Below are 12,927 nucleotides of genomic sequence, written 5' to 3' on the forward strand. Positions count from 1 at the left end.
CCCCCGATTATGCCGCCCCCCGCCCCGCCACGGAAAACATACCTGGTATGTTTTCCTGAGTCAGGGGGTGCAGCCCTGGGTGGCGCTGAGGGCGGTCATGGAACCGCTTTCGCTCCAGGTGCCGGGCAGGCCGCCGAAATAGGTGCCGCTGCTGGCGATCGAGGCGATGGTGTTGCTGCCGTAGGTGCGGCTCAGCGTGCCGATGGTCGTACGCACCGGGGCCGCGTGCGGGCCCAGGGGCGCGAAGCCGTTGAGCTGTTCCAGCGGCAGGGCGGCGCCGCCGGTGTTGAACGCACCCCCGCGCTCGGCCACCAGGAAGCGCGGCTGGCCCAGCCCGTCGTACGCGAACACGGCGTGGAACTCGTAGTTCGCATTGACCTGCACGCTGTAGCCATAGCCGGGCTTGGCCGCGTTGAACCAGTGCGAACTCACGTTCAGCGGCGAGCCGCCCACCGTCGGGCACCCGGTGAGGAAGGCTTGCATCGGCTCGGCGCCGGTGAAACCGTCGATGTTGTAGGCCATGGTGAAGGTGTTGCTGGTGGTGGGCGCGATCACCAGGTTGCCCACCGCCACCAGGTGGTTGGCTGCGCCGTTCCAGGCCGAGCGGTAGACGATGCCGTTGAACACGCCGTTGGCGCCGGGCTGGGCGCCCTGCACGTAGTACCAGGTCGGCGTGCCGTCCTGGAAGTAGGTGTACCAGAGCAGGGCCAGGTCCGGACCGGACGGATAGAAGAACACGCCATGGCCACCGCGCGGGGCGTTGAAGTACGAGCCCGGCTTCGCCACCAGGGCGGCGCCGCTGCTGTTGATGGTGGCGGTGACGGTGACCTGGGCCGTGCCCGCACCCGTGTTGACCGGCGTGAGGTACCAGCGCCCGGCCTGCAGCGCCGCGCCGGAGACCGTGATGGTCTGGTTGGCGCCGGCCGCCGTGGCGGCGATGACACCGGCGGCATTGCGCGCCGGTGCGGCCGCCACCACGGGCGTGGTCGGCGCCGCATCGCGCGCGGCGTACAGCGACACCGAGCCGCTGCCGCTGGTGGTGAAGGTCACCGAGGTGGCGTTGGCCGGCACCGTGAAGAACAGCCGCTCGTGCGCCGCACCGGCCGGCAGGGTCACCGCGCGGCCGACACCGGGCGCCAGCGCGAAGGGCTCGAAGCTGGTGCCGCTGCGCGTGAGCCGCACTTCCAGCGCATGCGCGGTGGAGCCGGCGGTGGGCTGGATCAGCACGTAGCCCACCCGTTCGGCTCCGGCCACCAGCGTCGCGTCGTCATAGCCCACGCGCAGCTTGAAGCCGGCGCCCGCCGCGGTGACGCCCGGACCGGTGGCCACCAGGCTGGCCCCATTGCCGGCCACCAGCGGCACCACGTAGGAATCCACGGTGACGCCGGTGCCCGCGCCGGAGAAGTTCTGCACCATCACCCAGTAGTTGGTCGCCGCGGCTTCGCTGAGCACGGACAACTCGCAGGTTTCCGCCGACTGCGCCGAGGTCGAACGGCACAGCTCTTCGCCGGCATCGGGCTCGCCGTTGCCGTTGGTGTCGCGCCCGACGAACAGGTCGATGTCCGGCGCCGCGGCGCGCGTGCCGACCCGCAGGCGCGTGGTGACCGGCGGGCTGCCGCCCGGCGTGGCCGGCACGACCAGGATGCGGCGATAGTTCGAGCCGACGTTGTCGTAGGGATCGTCGTTGCTGGGATCCACCGCGATGGTCTGGGTGCTGCTGGTCGGTGCAACGAGATTGGTGGCCGGGAAGCGCGCGTTGGCCAGCGGCACCAGATCGGTCAGGTCGAGGTCGAAAAAATCACGCTCGCGCGTGACGGTGCGGCTGACGCGGGCCAGGGAAGTCTCGGCCACCTGGCTCGCGAATGGCGTGGCATAGATGGCCACCGGCAGCTTGAGGTTGGGACGCCCGCCGCCCGCGGTGTTCACCAGCGTCACCGACCCGTAATGCCATTTGCCGGCCAGCTGGGGCGCATCGACGTTGATGCTGAAGGCGATCGAGGTGCCGGCGCCGCCATTGGGCGTGAACGAGGTGACGCTGGGCACCAGGGACACCCCAGCCGGCATCGACACCTGCACGTTGTAGTTGCCGGCAGCCGCGCCCGGCATCAGCTTGAACACGCGCGTGAGGCTGCAGGTGCGGAAGCAGGCCCCGTGCGCCAGGCTGGGCAGGTTGATGTCCTGCGCGCCGCCGCTGTAAGGATTGACGCGTGCGGTGGAGAAGCCGCCAGCGGGAACATCGAGGTAGACGCCGGCCTTCACCGCCAGCGAGGCGTCGATGGTGCCCGCGCCCTGTTCGTGCGGCGTGGCGGCCACGGCGCCGTTGGTGACCGAAGACCGCGCGGTCAGCACCAGGGCCGAGACCACCTGGCTGGGCGTCAGCGCCGGGTTGACCGAACGCACCAGCGCCGCCGCGCCCGCGACGTGCGGCGTGGCCATGGACGTGCCGCTGAGCGTGCGCGTGCTGGTGGCGCCGCTGGTGCCGGCGGCGATGATGGACACGCCCGGCGCGGTGACGTCGGGCTTGACCACACCCAGGGGCAGCACCGGACCGCGGCCGCTGAAGCTGGCCAGGCGATCGCCGGCACCGCTGCGGTCGTGGGTGGCGGCGGCGACGCCGATGACCCACGGCGCGTTGCCCGGATTGCCATGGGTGCCCGGCGAGGGGCCGTCGTTGCCCGCGGCCACCGCCACCACGATGCCGGCCTCGCGCGCGGCGAGGAAGGCTTCGTTGTCGTCGTTGATGGCGCCGCCCAGCGTGGCCCAGGGATCGTCCGGACCCGAGCCGATCGAATAGTTGATGACGTCCACGCCGTCGGCGACGGCCTGGTTGATGGCGGCCAGGATCGCCGAGCCGTTGCACTGGGTGTCCGGGCAGGCCTTGTAGGCGATCAGGTTGGCGCGCGGTGCCACGCCGCTGTAGGTGAGGAAGGCATTGCCCACTGCGGTGCTCGCCACGTGGGTGCCGTGGCCATCGTTGTCCACCGGGTCGGAGGTGTTGCCGGCGCCGACGGTGAAATCCCACAGGCCCACCAGCTTGGTGTTGCAGGCGGTGGGATTGGCCACGCAATAGCCGCGGAACCCGCCCAGCGGATTGCTGATGCCGGTGCCGGCGAAGGCGACATGGCTGCGGTTGATGCCGCTGTCGATCACGCCGACCACGACGCCTTCGCCGCGGTTGGCGGTACCGGTGGCGGCCCCGCTCCAGACCAGGTCGGCCTTTATCCACGCCGGGCCGCGATCGGTCTGCAGGAAACGGTGGAATTCGGGCTTGACGCTGCGAACGCCCGGCATCGTCGCCAGCGCCTCGGCCTCGGCCGGGCTGAGGGTCACGGCCATGCCGTTCATCGCATGGGTGTAGACCAGGCGCGAAACCAGCGGCCGGCCAAGGCGCACGGAAGCGTCGCCCAGGCGGAGCCGGCGCAGGTCGTCCAGGTAGGCGACGTAGGCGCGGGCCTGCGGGCTGTCGGCGTCATAGCGGTCCTGGCCGGTGGCGGCGGGACTGGTGGCGGCCAGGCGTGGCCGCTGCTTGTCGGTCGCCGGGAAGCCGCGGAAGCGCGCGGCGGCGGGCTCGTCGAACACCACGATGTAGGTCCGCATCGCGGGCGAGGACTTCAGCCCTGCGGAGGTGGAGGTGGCGGCCTGCAGGGCATCGGTGGGCAGGCCCAGCGCGAGCGCCATGGCGAGCATCAGGGGGGCTGCGCGCATCGTCATTCCTTGCTGCCATGGGGGGAAAGGTGGCATCGCGATTCTCACGCAGCGCCGCGTCGACCACAACGACGGAACTGGGCCTGGCGGGCCTCCAATCCGTGACCACCGTCACATTTCCCGCCAGCCAGGCTTGGGGATGGCCGCAAACGACGACGGCCCCGAAGGGCCGTCGAAGTTAAGCCTGGTCCAATTGCCGCAGGATCAGGGCGTGCAGCCCTGGGTGCCGCTGAGCGCGGTCATCGAACCGCTCTCGTTCCAGGTGCCCGGGACGCCGCCCACGAAGGTGCCGGTGCTGGCCATCGTGCTGAGCGTGCTCACGCCGTAGGCGCGCGTGAGCGAGCCGATGGTGGTGCGGGTCGGCGCCGAGTGCGTGCCCAGCGGCGAGAAGCCGGTGAGCTGCTCGAGCGGCAGCGGCGCGCCACCGGTGTTGAACGCACCGCTGCGCTCGGCCACCAGGAAGCGCGGAACGCCGATGCCGTCGTAGGCGAACACGGCATGGAACTCGTAGTTCGGGTTCACCTGCGTGCTGTAGCCGTAGCCCGCGCGCGCCGCGTTGTACCAGTGCGTGCTCACATCCAGCGGCGTACCCGAGACCGTCGGGCAGCCGGTAAGGAACGCCTGCATCGGCTCGACGCCGGTGAAGCCGTCGAGGTTGTAGGCCATCGTGAACGTGTTGCTCGAGCTTGGCGTGATCAGCATGTTGCCCACGGTGGTGAGCACATTGCTGGTGCCGTTCCAGGCCGAACGGTAGATGGTGGCGTTGAACACGCCGTTGGCGCCCGGCTGCGCGCCCTGCACGTAGTACCAGGTCGGCGTGCCGTCCTGGAAATACGTGTACCAGAGCAGGGCATGCTGGCCACCCGACGGGTAGAAGAAGATGCCGTGGCCGCCGCGCGTGGCGTTGTAGTACGAACCCGGCTTGGCCACCAGGGCCGCGCCGCTGCTGTTGATGGTCGCGGTGACGTTGACGTCCGCCGTGCCGCCGCCCGTGTTCACCGGCGTGACGTACCAACGGCCGGGCTGCAGGTTGCCGCCCGTCACGGTGATGGTCTGGCTGGCCCCGGCAGCGGTGGACGACAGCACGCCCGGCGCATTGCGCGCCGGAGCGGCCGCGACCACCGGGTTGCCCGGGGATGCGACGCGCGCCGCATACAGCGACACCGAGCCCGTGCCGGTGGTGGCGAAGGTCACCGAGGTGGCATTGGCCGGCACGTCGAACACCAGGGTCTCGTGCGCGGCACCCGCCGGCAGCGTGACCGCGCGGGCAACGCCCGGCGCCAGCGCATACGGCGCGAAGCCCGCACCGGTGCGGGCGATGCGCACCGGGATCGAATCCACGGTGCTGCCCGGGGTGGGCTGCAGCATCAGGTAGCCGATGCGGTTGGTACCCGGGATCATGGTGGCATCGTCGTAGGCCACGCGCACCTTGAAGTCGGTGTTGACCGGCACGTTGCCCGGGCCGGTGGCGCGCAGGCTGTTGCCGCTGCCGGGCACCAGCGCCACCGCGTAGGACTCCACCCGCACGTTTGTGCCCGGACCGCTCCAGTTCTGCGCCATCAGCCAGAACACCTGGGGCGTACCGGCGGTGGTGATGGTCAGCTCGCACACTTCGGTCGAGCCCGAGCTGCCCGAGATGCACAGTTCCTCGGACTCTTCGGGCGTGTTGTTGCCGTTGGAGTCACGGCCGACGTACAGGTCGATGTCGGGCGACGCGGCCGAGGTCGACACGCGCACCTTGTAGGTCACCGGGCCGGTGCCCGGGCTGGCGGGCACGACCACGGTGTCGACGTAGTTGATCGCCACGTTGTCATAGGCGTCGGTATTGGTGGTGTCGGCGGCGATGTTGGTGGTGACCACGTTCGGCGCCGTCAGGTCGGTGGTGACGAAGCGCGCATTCGGCAGCGGCACCAGCGAACCGAGGTCGACGTCCACGAAGCCGCGCTCCAGCGGCGCATTGATCGCGACCTGGGCCAGCGCATCGGCGTCGCTGGAATACGCCGCCGAGTAGACCGCGATCGGCAGGCGCAGGTTGGGACGGCCGTCGCCGGAGTTGTTGACCAGGGTGACGGTGCCATAGACCCACTTGCCGACCAGGCTGGGCGAGGACACGTTCACCGTGAAGCTGACGGGGCTGCCGCCCGCGCCGCTGGTGAAGCTGTTCACGCTCGGCGTGACGGTGGCGCCGGCGGCGATGCTGGTCTGGATGCTGTAGTTGCCCGCCGCCGCGCCCGGCATCAGCTTGAAGTTGCGGCTGAAGGTGCAGGACTGGAAGCAGCTGCCGTGCGCGAGCGCGGGCAGGTTGAGATTGTGCGCATCACCGGTGTAGGTGTTGGCGCGGGCGTTGCGGAAGGCGTTGGCGGGCACTTCCATGAACACGCCGGCGCGCGCCGCCAGGGCGACGTCGGTCATGCCGCTGCCCTGCTCGTGCGGATTGGCCACGTCGGTGACGTTGAGCTTCACCGAGGGACGCGCAGTGAGGTTGAGCGCCGAGATGATCTGGTCGGCGGTGAAATTCGGGTTGATCGACTTGAGCAGCGCCGCGGCGCCCGCAACGTGCGGGGTGGCCATCGAGGTGCCGCTAAGGGTGGCGGTGCTGGTGCTGCCGTTGATGCCGGCGGCGATGATGCTGACGCCCGGCGCGGTGATGTCGGGCTTGAGCACGCTGAATGGAAGCACCGGGCCCCGGCCGCTGAACGAGGCCAGGCGGTCGGCGGTGTTGATGTTGTTGCGGTCGTGGGTGGCCGCGGCCACGCCCATCGCCCACGGCACGTTGCCCGGGTTGGTCACGGTGCCGGCATTGGGGCCGTCGTTGCCGGCGGCGATGACGGCGACGATGCCGGCCTCGCGCACGGCCAGGAAGGCCTCGCTGTCGTCGGTGGCGCTGATGCCCACGGTCTGCCAGGGATCGTCCTGGCCACCGCCGATGGAATAGTTGATCACGTCCACGCCGTCGGCAACCGCGCGGTCGATGGACGCCAGCAGGGCCGAGCCCTGGCAGGTGTCACCCGGGCAGGCCTTGTAGGCGATGATGTTGGCGCGCGGCGCGACGCCGCTGTACTGGCCGAACACGTTGCCGGCCGCGGTGCTGGCGACATGGGTGCCGTGGCCGTCGGTATCCACCGGGTCGGAGGTGTTGCCGGCGGCGCCGTTGGTGAAGTCCCACAGGCCGATCAGCTTGCTGTTGCAGGCGGTGGGCGTGGTGGCGCAATAGCCGACGAAGCCGCCGAGGGGATTGCTGATGGCGCCGCCACCGGCGAACGAGGTGTGGGTGCGGTTGATGCCGCTGTCGATCACGCCGACGATGACGCCTTCGCCGCGGCGCGAGGGCACGCCCGGCACGGTGCCGTTCCAGATTTCGTCGGCATTGATCCAGCCCGGGCCGCGGTCGGTCTGCAGGCGGCGGGTGAATTCGGGCGCGATGGCCTTGACGCCGGGCATGGCCCCGACGATGCGGGCCTCGTCGGCGGTGAGCTCGACCGCGACGCCGTTCATCGCGTGCGAGTAGACATGCAGGGGCTCGAGGGGACGTGCGAGCTTGATGGCGGCGTCGTTGAGGCGCACGCGGCGCAGTTCGGACAGGTAGTCGACGTAGGCGACGGCCTCCAGGCTGCGCGCGTTGTATTTGCGCTCGCCGGTGGCGACCGGGCTGGTGGCGGCCAGGCGCGGGCGGTTCTTGTCGGAAGCATTGAAGCCACGGAAGCTGGCGGAGGGCGCTTCGTCGAAGACCACGATGTAGGTGCGCAGCGCGTCGGCGCGGGTGGTGGCTTCACGCACGGGCGTGGCGGCATCGGCGCCCACGGCGGGCAGGCCCAGTCCGAGGGCAATGGCAAGCATCAGGGGGGTCGCACGCATGTCTTGGCTGTCCTGCAGATGAATGAGCCCCTCGATTCTCACGTACATTCATTGCAATCACAATGTATCCGCCACCGTGCGGCACGGTTTGGTTCGTGAAGACCCGGGCGAGTGCGGATTGCAGTCTAAAATGGACACCGGTTTCCGCCAGTCGGTAGCATCCGCACGCCATGACCCCCTCGCCGTCCGCTCCGGCACTGCTGCTGCACGCCAGCGGGCTGTGCTTCGCCCGCAACGACGAGCCGGTGTTCGGGCCGCTGCGTTTCGACCTGGGACCCGGCGAAGCGCTGCTGGTGCTGGGCGGCAACGGCGCCGGCAAGACCACCCTGCTGCGCGTGCTGGCCGGCCTGCTGCCCGCCACTGAAGGCGAAGTACACCTGCAGGGCCGCCGCGTGGACCGCGAGCACCTGGCGCGCGGCACGGCCTACCTGAGCCACCTTCACGGCCACAAGGCCGAACTCTCCACGCTCGAGAACCTGGCCTACACCCGCGCACTGCAGGGCGGCGGCGGGACCTCGCCCGGCGAAGCCCTGGCCGAGGTCGGCCTGGCCGGCTACGAGGACACGCCCGCGCGCCGGCTGTCGGCGGGCCAGAACAAGCGCCTGTCCCTGGCCCGGCTGCGGCTGCAATCCGCGCCCGTGTGGTTGCTGGATGAGCCTTATGCGAACCTCGACCTCGACGGCATCGCGCTGGTGAACCGGCTGATCCAGGCCCATCTCGCCAGCGGCGGAGCCGCGCTGCTGACCACGCACGGCGCCTATGCCGCACCGCCCGTTCCCGTGCGCACCCTGGCCCTGGGCGCGCAGGAGCTGCCGGCATGACCGGTCCCGGCCTGTGGACCGCGGCCCGGGCCCAGGCCCGACGCGATCTGCAGCTGGTGTGGCGTCGTCGAGGCGACGCCGCCCAGCCGCTGCTGTTCGCGCTGATGGTGGTGGCCCTGTTTCCCCTGGCGCTGGGCTCGGACCCGGCGCAGCTGGCCCGCATCGCACCGGGCGTGCTGTGGGTGGCGGTGCTGCTCGCCGGCCTGCTCACGCTGGACCAGCTGTACCGAAGCGACGTCGAGGACGGCAGCCTGGAACAGATGCTGCTGGCGCCGGTGCCCCTGCCCTGGCTGCTGGCCGTGCGCGTGGCGGTGCACTGGCTCACCACCGCCCTGCCCCTGGTGCTGGCCACGCCCCTGCTGGCCGAGCTGATGTTCCTGCCTGCGGAACTCCTGCCGGTATTGATGGTCTCGCTGGCGGTGGGCACGCCGCTGCTGAGCCTGCTGGGCGCGGTGGTGGCGGCGCTGACGGTGGGGATACGCCGCTCTGGTATGCTTTTGGCCCTGTTGGCGCTGCCCCTGTTCCTGCCGGTGCTGGTGTTCGGGGCCGGCAGCGTGATGGCCGCCGCACAGGGCCTGCCCTGGCACGGTGCGCTGCTGATGCTGGGGGCCGGACTGGTCCTCGCCCTGGTGCTGGCTCCCCTCGCCGCGGCCGCGGCGATCCGCATTGCCTTGAACTGAAAACAATCCCGTGAACCCCGTCCTGCTCTGGTTCCACCAACTCGGCTCACCCCCCGTGTTCGACCGTTTCGCCGCGCGCTGGGCGCCGGTGGGCTTCGGCCTGGCCGCGCTGACGATGGCCGTGGGCCTGTACGGCGCGCTGTGGGTGGTGCCAGCCGACTACCAGCAGGGCGACAGCTTCCGCATCCTCTACATCCACGTGCCCAGCGCCTGGATGAGCCTGTTCGTGTACGCGCTGATGGCGTTTTACGCGGCCATCGCGCTGGTCTGGCGGATCAAGCTGTGCGAAGTGCTGGCCATGGCCTGCGCCCCGATCGGCGCCCTGTTCACCGCCGTCACGCTGGCCACCGGCTCGATCTGGGGCAAGCCGATGTGGGGCACCTGGTGGGACTGGGATCCGCGCCTGACCTCCGAACTGGTGCTGCTGTTCCTGTACCTGGGCGTGATCGGCCTGAATGCCGCCATCGAAGACCGCCGCGCCGCCGCACGCGCCGCCGGCTTCCTGGCCATTGTCGGCGTGGTGCTGCTGCCCGTCATCCGCTACTCGGTGGAATGGTGGAACTCGCTGCACCAGGGCGCGACGATCCGCCTGTTCGGCGAATCCACGATGGATTCGTCCATGACCTGGCCGCTGTGGGTGATGGTGCTGGCCACCAAGTTCTGGTTCATCGGCTCGCTGCTGCAGCGCGCCCGCGCCGACAACCTGGAACGGGAGTCGGGCAAGGACTGGGCGCGGGCCGCCGCCGGGGTGCCGCGATGAGCTATCGCGAATACGTGATCGGCGCCTATGCCGTCTTCGCCACCTTCCTGGCCTGGGACTTCCTGGTGCCGCGGATCCGGCTGGCGCGCGCCCGCCGGGCCATCCTGCAGCGCGTCGCGCGCGAGTCCGCGCGCGCGCAACACGCCGCCATGGTCAAGGACGCTGCCGAATGAACCCGACCCGCAAACGCCGCCTCTGGCTGATTGCCGCGCTGCTGCTGGCTTCCGGCGCCGCCGCGGCGCTGGTGACCCTGGCCCTGCGCGAGAACATCACCTACCTCTACACGCCCAGCCAGGTCTACGCCGGCGAAGCCGGTGACCAGGCGGTGTTTCGCCTGGGCGGCATGGTCGCCAAGGACAGCCTGCAGCGCGAGCCCGGCACGCTGAAGGTCAGCTTCGGCGTCACCGACGGCGACGCGGTGATGACCGCGCACTACGAAGGCATCCTTCCCGACCTGTTCCGCGAGAACCAGGCGGTGATCGCCACCGGCCGCCGCGAGGGTGACGCCTTCATCGCCACCCAGGTGCTGGCCAAGCACGACGAGGCCTACATGCCGCGCGAAGTGGCCGAAGCCATGGGCAAGGCGCACGAGAAGCACAAGGTGCCCGACGCGGCCGCCGCCGACGCGCCCGAGCCGGGAGCCTACTGAGTGCTGCCCGAACTCGGCCTGCTGAGCCTGGTGCTGGCGCTGCTGCTGGCCATCACGCTTTCCATCCTGCCCCTGCTGGGCGCGCACCGCGGCAATGCCGCGTGGATGGCCACCGCGCGGCCGCTGGCCTACGCGCAGCTGCTCACGGTCGCCTTTTCCTATGGCCTGCTGACCTGGGCGTTCCTGCAGCATGATTTTTCGGTGGCCTACGTGGCCACCAACTCCAACTCGCTGCTGCCGCGGGTATACCAGTTCACCGCGGTGTGGAGCGCGCACGAAGGCTCGCTGCTGCTGTGGATCCTGTTCCTGGCGCTGTGGGTGGCGGCGGTGGCGCGCTACTCGCGCTCGCTGCCCGAGCCGGTGGTGGCGCGGGTGCTGGCGGTGCTGGGCATGGTGGCGGTGGGCTTCCTGGCCTTCACGCTGTTCACGTCCAACCCCTTCGAGCGCCTGCTGCCGGGCGCCGACGAGGGCCGCGACATGAACCCGCTGCTGCAGGACCCGGGCATGATCTTCCACCCGCCCCTGCTCTACATCGGCTACGTCGGCTTCGCGGTGGCGTTCGCGTTCGCGGTGGCGGCGCTGATCGACGGCAAGGTGGACGCGCAGTGGGTGCGCTGGTCGCGGCCGTGGACCAATGTGGCCTGGGCGGTGTTGACCCTGGGCATCGCGCTGGGCAGCTTCTGGGCCTATTACGAACTGGGCTGGGGCGGCTGGTGGTTCTGGGATCCGGTCGAAAACGCCAGCTTCATGCCCTGGCTGGTCGGTGCGGCCCTTATCCACTCCCAAGCGGCTACGGAAAAACGCGGCAGCTTCCGCGGCTGGACCCTGCTGCTGGCGATCGCGGCGTTTTCGCTGTCGCTGCTGGGCACCTTCCTGGTGCGCTCGGGCGTGATCACCTCGGTGCACGCCTTTGCCTCCGACCCCGAGCGCGGCGTGTTCATCCTGGCCTTCCTGGCGCTGGTGGTCGGCGGCTCGCTGCTGCTTTACGCACTGCGCGCGCCGCGCGTGGAAACCGGCAAGCCCTTCGCCGCGTCCTCGCGCGAGACCTTCCTGCTGGCCAACAACCTGCTGCTCACCGCCGCCGCGGCGATGATCCTGCTGGGCACGCTTTACCCGCTGCTGGCCGAGGCGCTGGACCTGGGCAAAATCTCGGTCGGCCCGCCCTACTTCGGCCTGCTCTTCATCCTGCTGATGGCGCCGCTGGTGGCCCTGCTGCCGTTCGGGCCCCTGACCCGCTGGCAGCGCGAGGACCTGTCGCAGCCGCTGCGCTGGCTGGCGCCGTGGGCGGCCCTGGCGCTGGCGGTGGCCGTGATCACCTTCTTCGCCTGGCCCAACGGTACGCTCAAGACCGCGTTCGGCCTGCTGGGCGCCACCTGGATCCTCGCCGGCACCGCCCGCTTCATCTGGCAGCGCTCGCAGTCCCAGGGCAGCCGCTACACGGCCGAGATGGTGGGCATGATCTGCGCGCACGTGGGCGTGGGCGTCTTCGTGGCCGGCGTGTTCATCACCGAATCCACCAGCATCGAGCGTGACGTCGCCGCGCGTCCGGGCCAGAGCTTCGAGCTGCGCGGCTACGATTTCCATTTCGACGGCGTGGCCAAGCGGCAGGGCCCCAACTTCCTGGCCGACCGCGGCACCGTGCGCGTGACCCGCAACGGCGACGACGTGGCCGTGCTGCACCCCGAGAAGCGCGCCTACGCCAGCGGCGGCCAGGTGATGACCGAAGCGGCGCTGGACGGCGCGCTGTCGCGCGACCTGTACGTGGCCCTGGGTGAACCGCTGGACCAGGAGGGCACCTGGGCATTGCGCCTGTACGTGAAGCCCTTCATCCGCCTGATCTGGCTGGGCTCGATCTTCATGGCCCTGGGCGGCTTCATCGTGGTGTTCGACAAGCGCTTCCGGCGCCCGGTGGCGGCATGATGACGCGCCTGCTGCCGCTGCTGGCCTTCATCGCGCTGGCGGTGCTGCTGGGCGTGGGCGTGAAAATGAACTCGGGCAAGGACACCAGCGCGATCCCCTCGCCGCTGATCGGCAAGCCGGCCCCGGCCTTCTCCCTGCCGGTGCTGGGCGAGCCGTCCCGGATGATTTCCAACGCCGACCTGCGCGGCGAGCCCTACCTGCTCAACGTCTGGGGCAGCTGGTGCCCGGCCTGCCGCGACGAACACCCGGTGATCACGCAACTGGCGCAGGACGGCGTGGTCAAGGTGATCGGCTACGACTACAAGGACTCGCCCGAGGACGCGCAGCGCTGGCTGGACCAGTTCGGCAATCCCTACGCCCTGGTGATCACCGACCAGGACGGCCGCGCCGCGCTGGACTGGGGCATCTACGGCGCGCCCGAAAGTTTCCTGGTGGATGCCGAAGGCATCGTGCGCTGGAAGTTCATCGGCCCGATCACGCCCGAGGTAGTGCGCGAGCAGCTGATGCCCGAGCTGGAGAAACTCAAGTGAAGCGCTG

Annotated in this window: 9 protein-coding genes; 7 read left to right on the forward strand and 2 right to left on the reverse strand. The window is 70.1% G+C overall.

The window, feature by feature from the left end; translation table 11 throughout:
* Positions 1-60: 60 nt before the first annotated feature.
* Both ACOQFR_RS13900 and ACOQFR_RS13905 read right to left on the reverse strand, forming a co-directional pair.
* Positions 61-3,705 carry a S8 family serine peptidase gene (locus ACOQFR_RS13900; RefSeq protein ID WP_421382884.1) on the reverse strand — a complete coding sequence of 1,215 codons (3,645 nt, stop codon included), beginning with the start codon at positions 3,703-3,705 and terminating at the stop codon, positions 61-63.
* Positions 3,706-3,909: 204 nt separating this feature from the next.
* The gene (locus tag ACOQFR_RS13905) at positions 3,910-7,560 is read right to left on the reverse strand and encodes a S8 family peptidase (RefSeq protein WP_421382886.1); all 3,651 of its coding nucleotides are present in this window, start codon (positions 7,558-7,560) and stop codon (positions 3,910-3,912) included.
* A 170-nt stretch (positions 7,561-7,730) separates the two neighbouring features.
* Between ACOQFR_RS13905 and ccmA the strand changes: the two genes are divergently transcribed.
* Genes ccmA through ACOQFR_RS13940 form a run of 7 tightly spaced genes read left to right on the forward strand, consistent with a single transcriptional unit; the run spans position 7,731 to position 12,920 of the window.
* Positions 7,731-8,381, forward strand: coding sequence for a heme ABC exporter ATP-binding protein CcmA (gene ccmA / locus ACOQFR_RS13910; protein ID WP_421382888.1), 651 nt, complete (start codon positions 7,731-7,733; stop codon positions 8,379-8,381).
* Positions 8,378-9,061 (forward strand): heme exporter protein CcmB, encoded by a 684-nt coding sequence (gene ccmB, locus ACOQFR_RS13915; protein ID WP_421382890.1) that lies wholly within the window; start codon positions 8,378-8,380, stop codon positions 9,059-9,061. Before ccmA ends, ccmB begins: the two co-directional genes overlap by 4 nt.
* Positions 9,062-9,071: 10 nt before the next feature.
* The gene (gene ccmC / locus ACOQFR_RS13920) at positions 9,072-9,821 is read left to right on the forward strand and encodes a heme ABC transporter permease CcmC (protein WP_421382892.1); all 750 of its coding nucleotides are present in this window, start codon (positions 9,072-9,074) and stop codon (positions 9,819-9,821) included.
* Positions 9,818-9,994: a heme exporter protein CcmD gene (locus tag ACOQFR_RS13925; protein ID WP_421382894.1), complete on the forward strand. Its 177-nt coding sequence runs from the start codon at positions 9,818-9,820 to the stop codon at positions 9,992-9,994. The genes ccmC and ACOQFR_RS13925 overlap by 4 nt, the downstream gene beginning before the upstream one ends.
* Positions 9,991-10,470 (forward strand): cytochrome c maturation protein CcmE, encoded by a 480-nt coding sequence (ccmE, locus tag ACOQFR_RS13930; protein ID WP_421382896.1) that lies wholly within the window; start codon positions 9,991-9,993, stop codon positions 10,468-10,470. The genes ACOQFR_RS13925 and ccmE overlap by 4 nt, the downstream gene beginning before the upstream one ends.
* Entirely contained in the window at positions 10,471-12,390 is a 1,920-nt protein-coding gene (locus ACOQFR_RS13935; protein ID WP_421382898.1) for a heme lyase CcmF/NrfE family subunit, read from the forward strand.
* A complete protein-coding gene (locus ACOQFR_RS13940; protein ID WP_421383312.1) occupies positions 12,390-12,920 on the forward strand; it encodes a DsbE family thiol:disulfide interchange protein in 531 nt (176 codons plus the stop codon). Before ACOQFR_RS13935 ends, ACOQFR_RS13940 begins: the two co-directional genes overlap by 1 nt.
* Positions 12,921-12,927: the final 7 nt, after the last annotated feature.

Origin of the sequence: Arenimonas sp. MALMAid1274 (assembly GCF_049195245.1) — a bacterium.
Lineage (GTDB): Bacteria > Pseudomonadota > Gammaproteobacteria > Xanthomonadales > Xanthomonadaceae > Arenimonas.

Excerpts from the sequence above, each read along its gene's own strand:
- ACOQFR_RS13925 (WP_421382894.1), top strand. The coding sequence starts at position 9,818 with ATGAGCTATCGCGAATACGTGATCGGCGCCTATGCCGTCTTCGCCACC.
- ccmE (WP_421382896.1), top strand. The coding sequence starts at position 9,991 with ATGAACCCGACCCGCAAACGCCGCCTCTGGCTGATTGCCGCGCTGCTG.
- ACOQFR_RS13940 (WP_421383312.1), top strand. The coding sequence starts at position 12,390 with ATGACGCGCCTGCTGCCGCTGCTGGCCTTCATCGCGCTGGCGGTGCTG.
- ccmB (WP_421382890.1), top strand. The coding sequence starts at position 8,378 with ATGACCGGTCCCGGCCTGTGGACCGCGGCCCGGGCCCAGGCCCGACGC.
- ccmA (WP_421382888.1), top strand. The coding sequence starts at position 7,731 with ATGACCCCCTCGCCGTCCGCTCCGGCACTGCTGCTGCACGCCAGCGGG.
- ACOQFR_RS13900 (WP_421382884.1), bottom strand. The coding sequence starts at position 3,705 with ATGCGCGCAGCCCCCCTGATGCTCGCCATGGCGCTCGCGCTGGGCCTG.
- ACOQFR_RS13905 (WP_421382886.1), bottom strand. The coding sequence starts at position 7,560 with ATGCGTGCGACCCCCCTGATGCTTGCCATTGCCCTCGGACTGGGCCTG.